Raw genomic sequence first — 17,154 nt, 5'->3', positions numbered from 1 at the left:
TCGGCCTTCGAAGGAATCTTGCGATGTTTTTCAAACTGCCAAAGGGGCGCCGCGCTCCCGCTGAACGTGTCAAGACCGATGCTTGCCGTCGTGTCAAGACCGACGGTTACCGTCGTGCCGAGGCTGACGCTCGTCGTCCGGTTCCGGCCGATTCGATCCGCGCCTTCGGCCGAATGCCGGTGGTCGAGGCCGCATCATCCTTTTTAACGCATTTGCATATGGAGGACGGACCGATGTTCGATCCCTACAAGATACCGGGGTCAAGAAGCCTGCATGAGCGCAAGGTGGCTACCTGGGCGCTGCTGATCGGCGAGACCTATTCGTCGGCGGTGCATGCCGAGGAACGGCGCAGGCCGCATCGCGGCATGCTGCCGGACGTCGATTTCTCGCGCGCGGTGCCCGACCACAGCCGGCCCACGCTGGTGCGCCGGATCATCCGCTTGATCCGGCCGGGCGACAGGAACCGGGCAGGCTCCGGCCTTTCGTCGGGAACTTCGGGGCCTTCAGGATCGTCAAACGAACCTGTCGGCGAAATGCCGGCGAAACCCTATATTGCGCGGGATAGGGCCGGCGACTCGGATGATTCCGTGTCGCCGGCCCGCAATGCCGCGCGGCCGCAAAGCCTTGCCCATCAATCCCGCGCCGCGTGAGCGCACAGACAAGTCGAGTGCCTGGAATGTTCCGCTGGTTTGAAAACAGGCTCGATCCGTTCCCTGCCGCGGAGCCGGTCGAGCCGCCGAGGACGCTGATCGCGTTTTGCGTGCACTACACGCGCGGCGCCTGGCCCTACATCGTCGTCGATGCGGTGCTGGTGACGGCGATCGCCTTCACCGAAGTCTGGATGTTCGGCTTCCTCGGCCGCATCGTCGACTGGCTGTCGGCGCAGAACCGCGAAACCTTCCTGCAGACGGAGATATGGAAGCTCGCCGGCATGGCTTTCGTCGTGCTGTTCGCGCTGCCGGGCACGGTATGGCTGCATTCGCTGCTCAACCAGCAGACGCTGATGGGCAATTATCCCATGCGCATCCGCTGGCAGGTGCATCGCTATCTGCTCAAGCAGTCGATGGCCTTCTACCAGGACGAGTTCGCCGGCCGCATCGCCACCAAGCTGATGCAGACGGCGCTCGCCGTGCGCGAATGCGTGATCAAGCTGATCGACGTGCTGAACTACGTCATCGTCTACTTTCTCGGCATGTTGTTCATTGTCGGCGCGGCCGACTGGCGGCTGGCCGCACCGCTCGCCGTCTGGCTGGTCGGCTATATCGGGCTCTTGCGCTTTTTCATTCCACGGCTCGGCAAGGTCGGCGAGGAGCAGGCCAATGCGCGCTCGACCATGACCGGCCGCGTCGTCGACAGCTACACCAACATCCAGACGGTGAAGCTGTTTTCGCATGCACGGCGCGAGGCAACCTTCGCCAGGGAAGGCATGGCGAGCTTCCTCGACACTGTCTACCGCTCGATGCGGCTGGTGACGGTGCTCTACGGCTTGCTCTACATCCTGAATTCGCTGCTTCTGTTCTCCGTCACGGCAATCTCGCTGTGGCTTTGGCTGGGGCAGGCGGTGACGATTGGCGCCGTCGCCGTGGTCATCGGCCTTGTCCTGCGAATGTGGGGCATGTCGCAATGGATCATGTGGGAGATGTCCGGGCTGTTCGAGAATATCGGCACGGTGCAGGACGGCATCCAGTCGATCTCGCTGCCGCGCCTGGTCGAGGACAGGCCGGGCGCCAAGGACATCAGTGTCAGCCAGGGCGAGATCCGCTTCGACGACATCCGCTTCCACTATGGCAAGCAGAAGGGCGTCATCGAGAACTTGTCGCTTACCGTGAAGCCCGGCGAGAAGGTCGGCATCGTCGGCCGCTCGGGCGCCGGCAAGTCGACGCTGGTCAATCTGCTGCTGCGTTTCTACGACCTGGAAAGCGGCAGGATCCTCGTCGACGGCCAGGAGATCGCGGCGGTGACGCAGGATTCGCTGCGCGCGCAGATCGGCATGGTGACGCAGGACACCTCGCTGCTGCATCGCTCGGTGAGGGAGAACATCCTCTACGGCCGGCCCGACGCGACCGACGAGATGCTCACCGAAGCGGCGCGTCGGGCGGAGGCGCTCGATTTCATCGGCGGGCTTTCGGACCACAACGGCCGCAAGGGCTTCGACGCCCATGTCGGCGACCGCGGCGTCAAGCTGTCCGGCGGCCAGCGCCAGCGCGTCGCGATCGCCCGCGTCATGCTGAAGGACGCCCCGATCCTGATCCTCGACGAGGCGACCTCGGCGCTCGATTCGGAAGCCGAGGCGGCGATCCAGGAGAACCTCTACAAGCTGATGCAGGGCAAGACCGTCATTGCCATCGCGCACCGTCTGTCGACCATCGCGGCGATGGACCGGCTCGTCGTCATGGACAAGGGTCGCATCATCGAGGAAGGCTCGCATGAGGAACTCGTCGCCAAGGGCGGGCTCTATGCACAGCTCTGGCAGCACCAGTCCGGCGGCTTCCTGCTCGATGACGCGCCAACCGAGGTTGATGCCAAGGCGCCGGAATCCGAGATGGCAGCGGAGTAACGCGATCGCGATTGCAGTTTCCGGCGTCTATGAGAGAAAAATGCTCGACCGCATCTTCACCTGGTTCGAAAGCCGTTATTCGCCGGTGGCGCTGGCCGAAGACAGGCAGCCGCCAATGGGGCTTTGGCGGTTCTACTGGTATTTCATAAGGCAGTTTCGCACCGCCTATTGGCTGCGCATCGTCATCGTTGCGGTCGCGGCAATCGTGGACGCGATGCTGCCGATTTTCGTCGGCCTGATCGTGGGCCTGCTCTCCAGCACCAGGCCGGGAGACTTCTTCGCCGCCCATGGGCCGCTGCTCGTGCTGATGGCGTTCGTCGTGCTGCTGCGCCCGCTGTCGATGGTCATCGACGCGCTTATCCGCAACCATGCCATCGCGCCAAACCTCATCGACCTCATCCGCTGGCAGAGCCATTGGCATGTCGTGCGCCAGGACTGGTCGTTCTTCCAGAACGACTTCGCCGGCCGCATCGGAACCAAGGTTATGCAAAGCGGCGATTCGATGGAGATGAGCGTCAACCTCACCGTCGATGCCGTCTGGTATGCGCTGGTCTTCGTTGCGGTCGCCATCGTCGTGCTGGCGCGGCTCGATCCGCTTCTCCTGACGGTCGTGGCGGTGTGGCTGGTGTTCTATTGCCTGATCTTCTGGTCCGCGATGCCCAGGATCACGCAACGCTCGTCCCAACTGTCGGAGCGGTGGTCGCAGGTGAGCGGCCGCATGGTCGACAGCTACACCAACATCCTGACGCTCAAGACATTCTCGACCGGCGAGCACGAAGACAAATATGTCTCGCAGGCAGTCGTCGAGCACGCCGACACATTCTACCAGCTGATGCGCGTTTTCACGCTGATGTGGTCAGCTTTGTTCATCCTCAACGCGGCGCTGCTCATCGCCGTGAGCTGGCTGGCACTCGTCGGCTGGAACGCCGGCGCCTTGACCACCGCGGCCGTCGCGACCGCGATACCGTTCGCGCTGCAGATCGCCAACATCTCCGGCAGGATCCTCGACGTCGGCGCCAACGTCTTCCGGCAGATCGGCGTCGCCAGCAACTCGATGACGACGATCGCGCGGCCGATCGTCATGCAGGACCAGCCCGACGCACCGGCCCTCGTCGTGACCGCCGGCGGCATCGAGTTCGACCGGGTGAACTTCAATTACTGGCGCAAGGACGGCAAAGGCGGGGTCATCGACAATCTGTCGCTGAAGATCGCGCCGGGCGAGCGGGTCGGCCTGATCGGCCGTTCGGGAGCCGGCAAGTCGACGCTGGTCAATCTCGTGCTGCGGCTGTTCGACGTCCAAGACGGCAAGGTGCTGATCGACGGGCAGGACATCCGCAACGTCTCGCAGGAAAGCGTTCGGACGGCGATAGGCTTCGTCAACCAGGACACCTCGCTCTTGCATCGATCCGTTCGCGAGAACCTCAAATATGGGCGCCAGACGGCTAGCGACGAGGCGATGTTCAGCGCCGCCAAAGCCGCCCAGATCGACGATGTGATCGCGGGGCTGACCGATCCCCATGGGCAGAGCGGCTATGAGGCGCTTGTCGGCGAGCGCGGCGTGAAGCTGTCCGGCGGCCAGCGGCAACGCATCGCAATTGCCCGCGTTATGCTGAAGGACGCGCCGATCCTCATTCTCGACGAGGCCACGTCCGCGCTCGATTCAGAAGTGGAAGCCGCCATCCAGGAGAACCTCTACAAGCTCATGCAGGGCAAGACCGTCATCGCCATCGCTCACCGCCTGTCGACCATCGCGGCGATGGACCGGCTCGTCGTCATGGACAAGGGCCGCATCGTCGAGGACGGCTCGCATGAGGCGCTGATCGCCAGGGGCGGGCTCTACGCCCAGCTCTGGCGGCGCCAGTCGGGCGGGTTCCTGCTGGAGGAAAAACCGGTCGCCGACGATCTGGCGACGAAAGGTGAAGCCGCCGAATGATGAAGGGCGTCTATCGCTGGTTCGAGCGCTGGGTCTACCCGTTCCGCGAGCCGGCGAATCTGCGGCCGCCCGTCAGCGTCGGCGGCTTTCTCTGGCACTATGTCGGCCAGGCGAAGCTCGCCTTCTTCGCCATGCTGATCATCGGCGGCATCGCGCCGCTGGTCGAGGCCGGCCTGTTCTATTTCGTCGGAAGGCTGGTCGATATCCTCGACCAGCTGCCCGGCGAACGCAACTGGCACGCGCTTTGGGCCGCGGCCGGTCCCGAGCTCTTGTTCATGGGCGCGGTAGTGCTCGTCATCCGCACCGCCGTGGTCGGCCTGTCGGCGCTTGTCGACGAACAGACGATCACGCCCGGCTTCTACAATCTGGTGCGCTGGCAGGCGCATCGGCATGTCTCGCGCCAGTCCTACGCCTTCTTCCAGAATGATTTCGCCGGCCGCATTGCCACCAAGGTTTGGCAGGCGGGGCAAGCGACGGGCGACCTGATGGAAAGCTTCATCGAGGTCGTGTGGTTCATGATCGTCTATACGGTCACCACGCTGGCGCTGGTCGCCGGTCTCGATCTGCGGCTGGCAGTGCTGGTGGTGATCTGGATCGCCGCCTTCGGCTGGCTGGCGAAACTCTATCTGCCGGCGATCCGCAAGCATGCAGAGGCGACCGCCGAGGCCGGCTCGATGATCACCGGCCGTATCGTCGATTCCTATTCCAACGTGCAGACGCTGAAACTGTTTTCAGCCGATGGCGACGACCGCTATATTCGCAGCGGCTTCGACATCTATCTCGACGCGCTACGGCCGTTCACGCGCCGGCTGACCGGCGTGCGCATGGCGCTGACCATGCTCTCCGGCATCATGATCACGGCGATCGCAGCCTTTGCCATCTATCTCTGGGTCGAAGGCTCGATCACGGTCGGCGCCGTTGCCTTCACACTGTCGCTGGTGCTCAGGCTCAACATGCTGCTTGGAAGGCTGATGATGCAGCTCAACGGCATCTTGCGAAACCTCGGCGTGCTGGAGAACTCCAAGGCGCTGATTTCGCAGCCGTTGGGCCTGACCGACGCGCCGGACGCCAAGGAACTGGTCGTCACCGGCGGCCGCATCGAGGTCAGGAACGTCACCTTCCATTACGGCAAGGGGCAAGGCGTGCTCGACGGCATCGATCTCGTCGTGCGTCCGGGCGAGAAGGTCGGGCTGGTCGGCCCGTCGGGCGCCGGCAAGACGACCTTGGCCAACCTGATCCTGCGCCTCTACGACCTGGAGGGTGGCCAGATCCTGATCGACGGCCAGGACATCGCCGGGGTCACGCAGAACTCGCTGCGCGGCAATATCGGCGTCGTCAGCCAGGATACCGCGCTGTTCCACCGCTCGCTGCGCGACAACATCAAGCTCGGCATGCCGAATGCCACCGACGCGCAGGTTATCGCCGCGGCCAGGAAAGCCGAGGCGCATGACTTCATCCTCGGACTGCGCGACAACCGCGGCCGCGCCGGCTACGAGGCCTATGTCGGCGAGCGCGGCGTGAAGCTGTCCGGCGGGCAGCGGCAGCGCGTGGCGATCGCGCGCGTCTTCCTCAAGGATGCGCCGATCCTGATCCTCGACGAGGCGACCTCGGCACTCGATTCGGACATCGAGGCGGCGATCCAGGAGAATCTGACCAGGCTGATGGAAAGCAAGACCGTGATCGCCATCGCGCACCGGCTGTCGACGATCGCGGCGCTCGACCGGCTGGTGGTGCTCGACGGCGGCCGCATCGTCGAACAGGGTACGCATGACGAACTGGTGGCGCTCGATGGGCTCTATGCGCGGCTCTGGAAACGGCAGTCCGGCGGCTTCCTGTTCAATGAGGAAAGCGCGCTGGAAGAGACGCGCCCTGCGGAGTAGAACGGCGTCATGTCGGTACGCATGCCCACCAATTTCGGACGGTCAGGCGCGCAGGAGAGCGCGCTCGACCTGCTCGGCCACGAAATCCTCGCCGAAAAGGCCGCGGCGCTCGGCCGCGCCGGCCAGCGTGTCGAGGAAACCCTTGCCAAGTTGCGCGAGAGCGGCGAGGGCGAGCATCGCAACCGGTTGCTCAAGGAAGCCGCCGCGGCCGTCCACGCCTACTTCATCCAGCGCGAGCTTTGCGGCCTGCGCAAGCATGATGCCGTGATCCGCGAATACGACATCCCGCGGGCGGTGCTGGTTAGACTTGGTGCCAGTTAGGCACTGATTTCTTCACGGAAGCGTACCAATCTTGCAGCGAGTGCCGTGGGGTTCTCATCAGCGGCGAAGTGCCCGCTATCCGCGATGATGTCGCCTTCGACCCGCGACAGACCGGCGGACCTCAAGCCGTCGAGATAATCGGCGATGTCGCCGGATTCGGCCGAACCCCTGAGATAAAGAACCGGCGTGGTGATCGGCATCGCGGATGGGCGGGAATTGACCTTGGCGTCCTCGGCAAAGGCGCGGTACCAGTCGAAGCCGGCCTTGAGGCTTTCCGGCCGCGAATAGGCCTTTGTATAGATGTCCCTGGCTTCCGCGGGGATAGCGGTCTTTTCCTTGGAAAGGATATCGAAGAAGAAATCGAAATAGGCGCGCTCTTGGCCGCCTACCAGCATCTCCGGCAAAGCCGGGATCGCATGAAAGGCAAAATGCCAGATATGCGGATTGCGGATGACATTTTCCCACGGCGCCACGCCGGGGACGACGACGTTCATGATCACCGCGCCGGATAATTCCTCGGGCAAGTCGCGCAACAGCGCGAAGACGATCTGGCCACCGACGTCATGACCGGCGACGATGACCTGCCGCAGGCCGCAAGCGCCAATCAGACCCCTTATCAATCTTGCCAGATATCTCTTCTCGCCAGTCCCGGGCGCGTCGTACGAGCCGCCGATGCCCGGCAGGTCTGGCGCGACCACGTGCTGGTTCTCGGCCAGCCGGTCGATGACTGCCTCGAATGCATATGAACTTTGCGGCCAGCCATGCAGCAGCAGAAGGCCGGGCGCATCGAACGGTCCTGCTTCCCGGATCGCGATAGCCATCCCCTCGACCTCGATGGCGCGTGTTTGCATGCGTCGATCTCCATCGTTGCCAGATGGATGGAACTAGGTTGCGGTCAGGCTTCGGACAGGCCCAATCAGAATCATTCCAGCCACTCGGTGATGAAGTGGCCGTTCTCGTGGATGTCGGTGCTTTCGAGCGGGCCGGGGCCGAGATTGGTGAATTTGTGCGGCGTGTCGGGCGGCACGATCAGGATCTGGCCGGCCGTGGCCTCGATTTCCCGGTCGCCGATCGTGAACAGGCCGGTGCCGGAGCGGATGACGAAGATTTCCGCATAGGGGTGCTTGTGCAGGCGCGGGCCGCCGCCGATCGACGGCTGGTAGTTGAAGATCAGGCAGGAATTGGCGCCGAATTGGCCGCATTGCAGCTCGCCTATCCAGCGGTCGGGGGCTTCGGCCCAACTGTCGCGTTCGATGACATGCGCCATGGCCGGACAATAGACCGGGCCAGGAGCCGATGTCGAGGCGAACACCGGCCCGATTCACCCCGGATTTCTCGCTGTTTCACGCTGTCCGACGGCCTGGCCGGGAGGTGTCGGCCAAGGCCGCTGTGCGTCCCCGCGACAATCTGCCCTTGTGCCTTCACCCCGCTGGACAAAAACGGGCTGCACGCATAAACCGAAATCCAAATGCCGGAGGAATTCGCTAGCCTGTTCGCCATGCGCTGTCGGGCAGGTGCGATTGAGCGGGGACAAGGCTCGGCCTCCGGTTAGGAAGAGGCGAAAGGATCAGGCACCCGTGAGCGCAACCGACATCCACGATCCCAACCGTCGCGATTTTCTCTACGTAGCCACCGGCATGGCCGCCGTTGTCGGCGCGGGAGCCGTCGCGTGGCCGTTCATCGACCAGATGCGCCCCGACGCCTCGACGCTGGCGCTGGCCTCGGTGGAGGTCGACGTCGCCTCGCTGCAGCCCGGTTCTTCGCTGATCGTCAAGTGGCGCGGCAAGCCGGTGGTGGTGCGAAACCGCACCGAAAAGGAAATGAAGGACGGCGAGGCCGTCAACCTCGCCGATCTGAAGGACCCGATCGCGCGCAACGCCAACCTGCCCTCCGACGCGCCGGCGACCGATGCCAACCGTACCACGCCCGGCAAGGAAGCCTGGATGGTGATGGTGCAGGTCTGCACCCATCTCGGCTGCATCCCGCTCGGCCAGGAAGGCGATTTCGGCGGCTGGTTCTGCCCGTGCCACGGTTCGCAGTACGACACCGCTGGCCGCATCCGCAAAGGCCCGGCGCCGGAGAACATGGCGATCCCGGTATTCAAGTTCATTTCCGATACCAAGATCCTTATCGGTTGAGGCAGGGGATATTTCGATGAGCGAGGGACACTCGACCTATACGCCCAAGACCGGTATCGAGCGCTGGTTCGACGCCCGCATGCCGCTGCCGCGGCTGGTCTATGACAGCTTCGTCGCCTATCCGGTACCGCGCAACCTCAACTATATGTGGACCTTCGGCGGCATCCTGTCGATCATGCTGGTCGCGCAGATCCTGACCGGCATCGTGCTGGCGATGCACTACACCTCCGACACCAATCTCGCCTTCGATTCGGTCGAGAAGATCATGCGCGACGTGAATTCGGGATGGCTCTTGCGCTATCTCCATTCCAACGGCGCCTCGTTCTTCTTCGTGGCCGTCTACATCCACATCTTCCGCGGCCTGTTCTACGGCTCCTACAAGGCGCCGCGCGAGCTCCTGTGGATCCTCGGCTGCATCATCTACCTCCTGATGATGGCCACCGGCTTCATGGGCTACGTGCTGCCTTGGGGCCAGATGAGCTTCTGGGGCGCTACCGTCATTACCGGCTTCTTCAGCGCCATTCCGCTGGTCGGGAACTGGATCCAGGAACTGCTCCTCGGCGGCTTCGCCGTCGACAATCCGACGCTGAACCGCTTCTTTGCGCTGCATTACCTGTTGCCGTTCATGATCGCCGGCGTCGTCGTGCTGCACATCTGGGCGCTGCATGTCGTGGGCCAGTCGAACCCGACCGGCATCGAGGTCAAGTCGAAGACCGACACTGTCGCCTTCACGCCCTACGCCACCATCAAGGACGCGTTCGGCATGATCGTGTTCCTGTTCGTCTTCGCCTATTTCGTCTTCTACCTGCCGAACTTTCTCGGCCACCCGGACAACTACACGGTCGCCAACCCGCTGAAGACGCCGGCCCACATCGTTCCGGAATGGTACTTCCTGCCGTTCTACGCGATCCTGCGCGCCATCACCTTCAACATCGGGCCGATCAACTCCAAGCTCGGCGGCGTGCTGTGCATGTTCGGCGCCATCGCCATGCTGTTCCTGGTGCCGTGGCTCGACACCTCCAAGGTGCGCTCGGCGGTCTACCGTCCATGGTACAAGCTGTTCTTCTGGGTGTTCGTGGCCGATGCCGTCCTGCTCGGATGGCTCGGCTCGCAGCCGGCGGAAGGCAGCTATGTGTTCATGGCGCAGATGGCGACGCTGTTCTACTTCGCCTTCTTCCTGGTCATCATGCCGGTGCTCGGCCTGATCGAGACGCCGCGCAGGCTGCCGAACTCGATCACCGAGGCCGTGCTTGAAAAGAAAAAGGGCGGCAGCGGACATCCGGCACGTGCTACCGTCGCGCCGGAAACCACGGGCTGAGAATCTGAGGGGATTTTGGGTATGAAGAAGATTCTCACCTCGCTGGCGCTGCTTGGCCTGGTGGTCGCGGGCACCGCTGCCATCGCCGCCGAAGAGGAACACAACGCGGCCGCTCCGACGCATTTCCCGATCAACGAACCGAAGGAAATGAGCTGGAGCTTCGCCGGTCCGTTCGGCACTTATGACAAGGCGCAGCTGCAGCGCGGCCTGAAGGTCTACAAGGAAGTCTGCTCGGCCTGCCACTCGATGAACCTGGTGGCCTTCCGCACGCTGGAAGGGCTCGGCTATTCGGAAGCGCAGATCAAGACGCTGGCCGCCGAATACACCATCCATGACGGCCCGAACGACGCCGGCGACATGTTCGACCGTCCCGGCAAGCCGTCGGACCACTTCCCGGCGCCGTTCCCGAACGAGCAGGCCGCGGCCTCCGCCAATGGCGGCGCCGCCCCGCCGGACATGTCGCTGCTCGCCAAGGCGCGCGGCGTCGAGCGCGGCTTCCCGCGCTTCATCTTCGATATCTTCACGCAGTACGCGCAGGGCGGCCCGGACTACATCCACTCGCTGCTCACCGGCTACGATCAGACGCCGCCGGCCGGCATGGTGATCCCGGAAGGCACGCACTACAATCCGTACTTCCTGTCCGGCTTGTCGCTGAAGATGCCGAAGCCGCTCTCGGACGGTCAGGTGACCTATGACGACGGCTCGCCGCAGACGGTCGACCAGTATGCCCGCGACGTCTCGGCCTTCCTGATGTTTGCTGCCGAGCCGCATCTGGAGGACCGCAAGAAGACCGGTTTCCGCGTCATGATCTTCCTGCTGCTCTTCGGCGCATTGGTCTACATGACCAAGCGCAGGGTGTGGGCCGACGTGGCGCACTGAGACGCCTTGCTTCCAGAAAAATGCAAGGGCGCCGAATGGCGCCCTTTTCTTTTCGGCCGCTTGTCGGCAAAACTGTGCGGCAACGGATCAACCGCCCATGAAATCCTCCCTCGAAGACACGCTGCTTGCGGCCATCCGCACCATTCCGGATTATCCCAGGCCCGGCATTCTGTTTCGCGACATCACCACGCTGCTGGGTGACGCGCGGGCCTTCCGCCGCGCCATCGACGAGCTGGTCCATCCCTATGCCGGGCTGAAGATCGACAAGATCGCCGGCATCGAGGCGCGCGGCTTCATCCTGGGCGGCGCGGTGGCGCACCAGCTTTCGGCGGGCTTCGTGCCCATCCGCAAGAAAGGCAAGCTGCCTTATGAGACGGTGCGCGTGGCCTACAGTCTCGAATACGGGCTGGACGAGATGGAGATGCACAAGGACGGCGTCTCGCCAGGAGAGAAGGTGATAATCGTCGACGACCTGATCGCCACCGGCGGCACGGCGGAAGCCGCGGTGAAGCTGCTCAGGCAAATCGGCGCCGACATCGTCGCGGCCTGCTTCGTCATCGACCTGCCGGACCTCGGCGGGCGCGAGAAGCTGGAAGCGCTCGGCGTGCCGGTGAGGACGTTGATCGGGTTCGAGGGGCATTAGGAAATAGTGAGTAGTGAATAGTGAGTGCGGATAAATTCGAACGTTCGCCATAGAACACCGATATCCATTACTCACTACTCAATACTCACTACTCACTACTCACTGCACCTTCACCAGCACGGCGCTGTCGAATTCGATCACCTTGTCGCCGGTCGAATCGAAACCTTCCGAACGCAGCGTCAGCAGGTTCCAGCCCGGGCGTCCGGCGAGCGGACGGTGCGCCTGCGCGATGCGCGTGAAAGTCACGGTCTCGCCGGCGTAGACCGGCTTCAGCCATTTCAGGTTACGGAAGCCGGGCGAGGGGCCGAATTCGGGCTGCGGGCCGGGGCCGGTCCAGCGCACGCCCTCGGTCTCCATGCGTTTTTCCAGGTTGTATTTCATCCAGGTGGCGGCGGTGTGCCAGCCCGAGGCGCAGAGCCCGCCAAGCACGCTCTTCTTCGCCGCCTCTTCATCGACGTGGAAGATCTGCGGATCGTATTTTTTGGCAAACGCCTTGATCTCGTCGGCTTCGAATTTATGCGCGCCGAGCGTGACGGTTTCGCCGATCAGGAAATACTCGTCCAAAGTCATGACAGGTCCCTCGCGGCATCACGCGCGAGGAACATACCAGTGTTCTCCAGCTCGAAGACGCTTTCGCCGCGCTGGTTGACGAGCTCGCTGCGCATGGTGATCAAGCCGAGCTGCGGCCTCGATTTCGACTGGCGCTTGGAAAGTATGGTGAGCGTGCCGGTAAGCCTGTCGCCGGCCAGCACCGGCTTCTTCCATTTCACATGCTCGATGCCGGGCGAGCCTTGAGAGGTCGAATCGAGCAGGAAAGCGTCGCACAGCATACGCATGAACATCGCGCAGGTATGCCAGCCCGAAGCCGAAAGCCCGCCGAGGATGCTCGCCTTGCCGGCTTCCTCGTCGAGATGCATTGGCTGCGGGTCGAACTCGCTGGCGAATTCGATGATTTCGGCCGCGCTCACGTCCTTGCTGCCGAGGTCGAGCGAGGCGCCCTCGACGAAGTCCTCATAGGCCCAGGTCTTTCCGGTCATGCTGACAATCCGGTTGACAACGCGTGGTCCCCAAAGTCGGGCCTTCCCGGATGAAGGTCCTAGTCAATTTGGTCAAGTGATTTCTGGTAAGCCAGCCGTCGCCGGCCAACCCCGTCAGAGCCAGCCGCGGCGGCGGAAATACCAGAAGGGCAGGATGGCCGAGACCACCATCAGGGCGATGGCAAAGGGGTAGCCGAACTCCCATTTGAGCTCGGGGATGATGTCGAAGTTCATGCCGTAGATCGAGGCGACCAGCGTCGGCGGCAGGAAGATGACGGCGGCGACCGAGAAGATCTTGATGATGGCGTTCTGCTCGATCGAGATCATGCCGAGCGTGGCATCGAGCAGGAAGGAGATCTTCTGCGATAGGAAAGTCGCGTGGTCGGCGAGCGAGAGCACGTCGCGCGACAGCGTCTTGATGCGGGCGCGCACATCCTTGCTCATCTTGGTCTGGTCAGCGACATGGGCGAGAAAGCCGGCAAGGCGCTGCAGCGAGATCAGGCTGTCGCGGACCGAGGAGGCGATGTCCTCCTTGCGGCCGATGCCTTTCAGGAGCTCCTGGAAATCGCGGTTGCGTTTTGAGGCCTTGGTCGAGCGCGCCTCGAAAATGTCGCGCGAGATTGTTTCGACCTCGCGGCCGGCGCGCTCGAGGATGTCGGCCAGGCGATCGACGATCGCCTCGAGAAGCCCGATCAGGATGGTGTCGCCGCTGGTGCAGCCGGTCGCCACCTTTTCGGCGCGCTGCGGGAAAGTCTTGAAGGCCTTGGGCTCATGGTAGCGGACGGTGATCAGCCTCTTGCCTGCCAGCGCGAAGGTTACCGGCGACATCAAGGGATCGTCGGCCTCGGTCTGCGCCGGCAGCACGGCGGTCATGAAGTAGCCGCCGTCCTCGATATAGAGTCGGCTCGAAATCTCGATCTCCTCCATCTCCTCGCGGGTCGGGATGGCAATGCCCAGCCAGCTCTCGATGCGCGCCTCTTCCTCCTTGGTCGGGTTGAAAAGATCGGCCCAGACGATCCTGTCGCCATCGGCCGCAAGGTCCTCGGTGAGGCGCAGGCGATCATTGTCGACGACGAAGGTTTTTATCATCGCCGGGTCTCCCTGGAGATCAGGTGTTGAACTTGAACAGCATGATGTCGCCGTCCTGGACGACATATTCCTTGCCTTCGTCGCGCGCCTTGCCGGCTTCCTTGGCGGCTACTTCGCCGCCCAGCGTGACGAAGTCGTTGTAGGCGATCGTCTGGGCGCGGATGAAGCCGCGTTCGAAGTCGGTGTGGATGACGCCGGCCGCCTGCGGCGCCTTATCGCCCTTGTGGATCGTCCAGGCGCGCGTCTCCTTCGGTCCGACGGTGAAATAGGTGATCAGATGCAGGAGCTCGTAGCCGGCGCGGATCACCTTGTTGAGGCCGGGCTCGTCGAGGCCGATCGAGGCAAGGAACTCCATTTCCTCCTCGTCGGAAAGCTGGGCGACTTCCGCCTCGATCGCCGCCGAGATCACCACCGTGCCGGCGCCTTGCGCGGCCGCCATCTTCTCCACCGCCCTGGTGTGCTCGTTGCCGGTGGCGGCGTCCGCCTCGGAGACGTTGCAGACATAGAGAACGGGATGCGAGGTGAGCAGGTTCAGCCCCTGCAGGATGCGCAGGTCCTCCGCCGCGATGCCGTTGAGCAGGACGCGCGTCGGCTTGCCGGCCTGTAGTAATTCGAGCGCGGCCTCCATCATCGGCAGGACGGCCATGGCTTCCTTGTCCTTGCCTGCGGCGCGCTTGCGGATCTGGGCGATGCGGCGCTCGAGGCTTTCGAGGTCCGCCAGCATCAGCTCGGTCTCGACCGTCTCTGCGTCGGCGACAGGGTCGATGCGGCCTTCGACATGGGTGATGTCGTCGTCCTCGAAGCAGCGCAGCACATGCACGATCGCGTCGACCTCGCGGATGTTGGCGAGGAACTGGTTGCCCAGCCCTTCGCCCTTCGAGGCGCCGCGCACCAGGCCGGCGATGTCGACGAAGGAGATGCGGGTCGGGATGATCTCCTTCGACTTGCCGATCGCCGCGATCTTCTGCAAGCGCGGGTCAGGCACCGCCACCTCGCCGGTGTTCGGCTCAATGGTGCAGAAAGGATAGTTGGCGGCCTGCGCGGCGGCCGTCCTGGTCAGCGCATTGAACAGCGTCGACTTGCCGACGTTGGGCAAGCCAACGATGCCACATTTGAAACCCATGTTCGTCCAGTCCTGTCGGAATTCGATTTTGGTGAGGGCTATGGGCGATAGGGGTGACGAACGTCAAGCCCTTCGAAGACAGCAGCCGGCGTCGCCAGTGCCTGGGCGTGCGGTTTGCAAGCGGCTTGATCAGGGTTCGTTTAGCGCGGGCGTCGCAATTTGACGCTAGCTTGGCCCGGTCGCATGGACGATAAAAGTCTCGAGCAAAGGAAATTCTGACATGGCCGATTTCAATCTGTCCCGTCGTGACAGTCTACGCAACATCGTGGCGCTTGGAGTTGCGGGCGCCGCAGTCGCCGTTGGCGCGACAGCGCTTGCCGCCACTGAAGCCGAAGCCGCCGGCCAGCCGCATATGAGCCGGGCGCTTGCAGCCCTGGAAACGGCGCTCAACCAGCTTCAGGTCGCCATTCCCGACAAGGGCGGTCATCGTCTCAAGGCCATCGCACTGGTCAGGGATGCGATCGACGAGACGACCAAGGGCATGGCCGTCGGCGCCATGTAGTTCGAGGCGGCGCCGTTCTCCGCGATCGGCGGCTCCTGCCGATCCGATGGGGAGCGGCCCGATGATTTAATGCATGTCGCGCAAAGGTGACCTCGGTTTTGCGACAACGACATGCATCAAGCAACGACCTAAGCGCGTCGCGTGAATCCGTTTCGACGCGACGCGCTTTAGTCTTTTCCGAACAGCTTCTTCAGCATGGCGGCCATCGGGCCGCTTTCGGGAAGTTTTGCCGCCGGCTGCTGCGGGCGCGCCTGGCGGACATGGCTTTGCTGCTTCGGCGGCTTGGGCGGCGGGCGGTCGTCATCGCCGGTCGGCACAAGCTTGTCGCGGAGCGCCAGCGTGACGCGGTTCATGAACGAGCTGTCGTCACCCTTGGCCAGCAGACCGGCGTCGTCGGCGATGGCGTCGAGCAGGACGTCGAGCCATTCGCGATCGGCCTTGGCGAAATCGCCGAGCACATGGCCGTGCACCATTTCCTTGACGCCGGGATGGCCGACGCCGATGCGCACCCGGCGATAGGCGTTGCCGACATGCTGGTCGAGCGAACGAATGCCGTTGTGGCCGCCGGAGCCGCCGCCGACCTTGACCCGGAGTTTGCCGGCGGCAAGGTCGATCTCGTCGTAGAACACGGTGAGGGCGGCCGGTTCAAGCTTGTAGAAGCGCATCGCTTCGCCGACCGACTGTCCGGAGAGGTTCATGAAGGTCTGCGGCTTGATCAGCAGCACCTTCTCGCCGCCGAGAGTGCCTTCGCAGATCAGCCCCTGGAATTTTCGCGACCAGGGGGAAAAGGAATGGCGGCGGGCAATCGCGTCCGCCGCCATGAAGCCGACATTGTGCCGGTTGTTTTCGTATTTCGCGCCCGGATTGCCGAGGCCTGCAAAGACAAGCATCGCCGCCTCCGGACTAGAGCATGATGCCGAAAAATGTGAAGCGGTTTTCGGAAAACATCATGCTCTATTTCTTTGATCTAGAGCCGGATGAAATCATCCGGCCTGGAGAATTACTTCTCTTCGGCCGCCGGGGCCGCCGTCTCTTCCGCAGCCGCCTCGGTGGTCGCTTCCGTCTCCGGCTTCATCGCTGACGAGCCGGCAACGGTCGCGATGGTGAAGTCGCGATCGGAGATGACCGGCTTGACGCCGGCCGGCAGCTTGACCGCCGAGATGTGGATCGAATCGCCGATGTCGGTGCCGGTGAGATCGACGGTGATGAATTCCGGGATCGCATTGGCCGGGCAGTGGAACTCGACTTCGTGACGAACGATGTTGAGCACGCCGCCGCGCTTGATGCCGGGCGACTTGTCCTCATTGATGAAGTGGACAGGCACGTCGACATTGACCTCGGTGTCCTTGCCGATGCGCAGGAAGTCGACATGGACAGGAAAATCCTTGACCGGGTCGAGCTGGAAATCCTTCGGCAGGACCTGGATCTTCTTGCCGTCGACATCGATCGTGGCGATCGTGGTCAGGAACCCGCCGCCGTGGATCTTGTAGAAGAGGTCCTTGTAGTTCAGCGCAATCGCCAGGGGAGGCTGCTTGTCGCCGTAAATCACTGCAGGCACTTTACCGTTGCGACGAACTGCACGGGCGGACCCCTTACCGACCTGTTCGCGCGCTTCGGCCTTGAGCTCGTAAGCATCGTGGCTCATGGCATTTCCTTTCGCGTGTTATGGAGCGCTTGCGGCAAGCACGAGGCCAACCGTAAACGTCGAAAGCCGTCGCGGCCTGCACGATCTGT

The 17,154-nt window shown here is 63.2% G+C and carries 18 protein-coding genes; 10 read left to right on the top strand and 8 right to left on the bottom strand.

Annotated elements, in window-relative coordinates:
* The first annotated feature begins 233 nt into the window (after window positions 1-233).
* From FJW07_RS21435 to FJW07_RS21415, 5 genes are read left to right on the top strand one after another with little or no spacing between them, the layout of a single operon-like run.
* Window positions 234-650 (top strand): hypothetical protein, encoded by a 417-nt coding sequence (locus FJW07_RS21435; protein ID WP_246680836.1) that lies wholly within the window; start codon window positions 234-236, stop codon window positions 648-650.
* Between the two features lie 26 nt (window positions 651-676).
* Entirely contained in the window at window positions 677-2,557 is a 1,881-nt protein-coding gene (locus tag FJW07_RS21430) for an ABC transporter ATP-binding protein (protein WP_140858691.1), read from the top strand.
* A gap of 40 nt (window positions 2,558-2,597) precedes the next feature.
* Complete coding sequence (locus FJW07_RS21425; protein ID WP_140645754.1) at window positions 2,598-4,490, top strand: ABC transporter ATP-binding protein; 1,893 nt, start codon at window positions 2,598-2,600, stop codon at window positions 4,488-4,490.
* Window positions 4,487-6,370 (top strand): ABC transporter ATP-binding protein, encoded by a 1,884-nt coding sequence (locus FJW07_RS21420; RefSeq protein ID WP_140645755.1) that lies wholly within the window; start codon window positions 4,487-4,489, stop codon window positions 6,368-6,370. Before FJW07_RS21425 ends, FJW07_RS21420 begins: the two co-directional genes overlap by 4 nt.
* A 9-nt stretch (window positions 6,371-6,379) precedes the next feature.
* Entirely contained in the window at window positions 6,380-6,691 is a 312-nt protein-coding gene (locus FJW07_RS21415) for a DUF6665 family protein (RefSeq protein ID WP_140645756.1), read from the top strand.
* On the opposite strand, the gene FJW07_RS21410 is transcribed toward FJW07_RS21415, so the two are convergent.
* Window positions 6,688-7,542, bottom strand: a complete 855-nt coding sequence (locus FJW07_RS21410; RefSeq protein ID WP_140645757.1) for an alpha/beta hydrolase — start codon at window positions 7,540-7,542, stop codon at window positions 6,688-6,690. The two genes, FJW07_RS21415 and FJW07_RS21410, sit on opposite strands and share 4 nt — an antisense overlap.
* Window positions 7,543-7,613: 71 nt before the next feature.
* Window positions 7,614-7,958: a cupin domain-containing protein gene (locus tag FJW07_RS21405; RefSeq protein WP_140782434.1), complete on the bottom strand. Its 345-nt coding sequence runs from the start codon at window positions 7,956-7,958 to the stop codon at window positions 7,614-7,616.
* A gap of 310 nt (window positions 7,959-8,268) precedes the next feature.
* On the opposite strand from FJW07_RS21405, the gene petA reads away from it, so the two are divergent.
* The 4 genes from petA (at window position 8,269) to FJW07_RS21385 (ending at window position 11,669) form a co-directional block, all read left to right on the top strand.
* Window positions 8,269-8,829, top strand: coding sequence for a ubiquinol-cytochrome c reductase iron-sulfur subunit (petA, locus tag FJW07_RS21400; RefSeq protein WP_112099424.1), 561 nt, complete (start codon window positions 8,269-8,271; stop codon window positions 8,827-8,829).
* Between the two features lie 16 nt (window positions 8,830-8,845).
* Window positions 8,846-10,147 carry a cytochrome b N-terminal domain-containing protein gene (locus FJW07_RS21395; RefSeq protein ID WP_140645758.1) on the top strand — a complete coding sequence of 434 codons (1,302 nt, stop codon included), beginning with the start codon at window positions 8,846-8,848 and terminating at the stop codon, window positions 10,145-10,147.
* A gap of 21 nt (window positions 10,148-10,168) precedes the next feature.
* Window positions 10,169-11,026, top strand: a complete 858-nt coding sequence (locus FJW07_RS21390) for a cytochrome c1 (RefSeq protein ID WP_140645759.1) — start codon at window positions 10,169-10,171, stop codon at window positions 11,024-11,026.
* A gap of 97 nt (window positions 11,027-11,123) precedes the next feature.
* The gene (locus FJW07_RS21385) at window positions 11,124-11,669 is read left to right on the top strand and encodes an adenine phosphoribosyltransferase (protein ID WP_140653350.1); all 546 of its coding nucleotides are present in this window, start codon (window positions 11,124-11,126) and stop codon (window positions 11,667-11,669) included.
* 99 nt (window positions 11,670-11,768) lie between these two features.
* Here FJW07_RS21385 and FJW07_RS21380 read toward each other — a convergent pair whose 3' ends face one another.
* The 4 genes from FJW07_RS21380 to ychF form a co-directional block, all read right to left on the bottom strand.
* Complete coding sequence (locus FJW07_RS21380) at window positions 11,769-12,239, bottom strand: MaoC family dehydratase (RefSeq protein ID WP_140858690.1); 471 nt, start codon at window positions 12,237-12,239, stop codon at window positions 11,769-11,771.
* A complete protein-coding gene (locus FJW07_RS21375) occupies window positions 12,236-12,706 on the bottom strand; it encodes a MaoC family dehydratase (RefSeq protein WP_140653354.1) in 471 nt (156 codons plus the stop codon). The genes FJW07_RS21380 and FJW07_RS21375 overlap by 4 nt, the downstream gene beginning before the upstream one ends.
* A gap of 114 nt (window positions 12,707-12,820) precedes the next feature.
* A complete protein-coding gene (gene corA, locus FJW07_RS21370; RefSeq protein ID WP_140645763.1) occupies window positions 12,821-13,795 on the bottom strand; it encodes a magnesium/cobalt transporter CorA in 975 nt (324 codons plus the stop codon).
* 19 nt (window positions 13,796-13,814) lie between these two features.
* A complete protein-coding gene (ychF, locus tag FJW07_RS21365; RefSeq protein WP_140653357.1) occupies window positions 13,815-14,918 on the bottom strand; it encodes a redox-regulated ATPase YchF in 1,104 nt (367 codons plus the stop codon).
* A gap of 220 nt (window positions 14,919-15,138) precedes the next feature.
* Between ychF and FJW07_RS21360 the strand changes: the two genes are divergently transcribed.
* Window positions 15,139-15,420, top strand: a complete 282-nt coding sequence (locus FJW07_RS21360) for a hypothetical protein (RefSeq protein ID WP_140645765.1) — start codon at window positions 15,139-15,141, stop codon at window positions 15,418-15,420.
* 167 nt (window positions 15,421-15,587) lie between these two features.
* Here FJW07_RS21360 and pth read toward each other — a convergent pair whose 3' ends face one another.
* Window positions 15,588-16,310, bottom strand: coding sequence for an aminoacyl-tRNA hydrolase (pth, locus tag FJW07_RS21355; RefSeq protein WP_140645766.1), 723 nt, complete (start codon window positions 16,308-16,310; stop codon window positions 15,588-15,590).
* Between the two features lie 110 nt (window positions 16,311-16,420).
* Window positions 16,421-17,065: a 50S ribosomal protein L25/general stress protein Ctc gene (locus FJW07_RS21350; protein WP_140653359.1), complete on the bottom strand. Its 645-nt coding sequence runs from the start codon at window positions 17,063-17,065 to the stop codon at window positions 16,421-16,423.
* Between the last annotated feature and the right edge of the window lie 89 nt (window positions 17,066-17,154).

This window comes from Mesorhizobium sp. B3-1-9 (genome assembly GCF_006439595.1).
Lineage (GTDB): Bacteria > Pseudomonadota > Alphaproteobacteria > Rhizobiales > Rhizobiaceae > Mesorhizobium.
The sequence above is the reverse complement of the archived record's forward strand: the minus strand, read 5'-3'. Positions and strand labels throughout refer to the sequence as shown.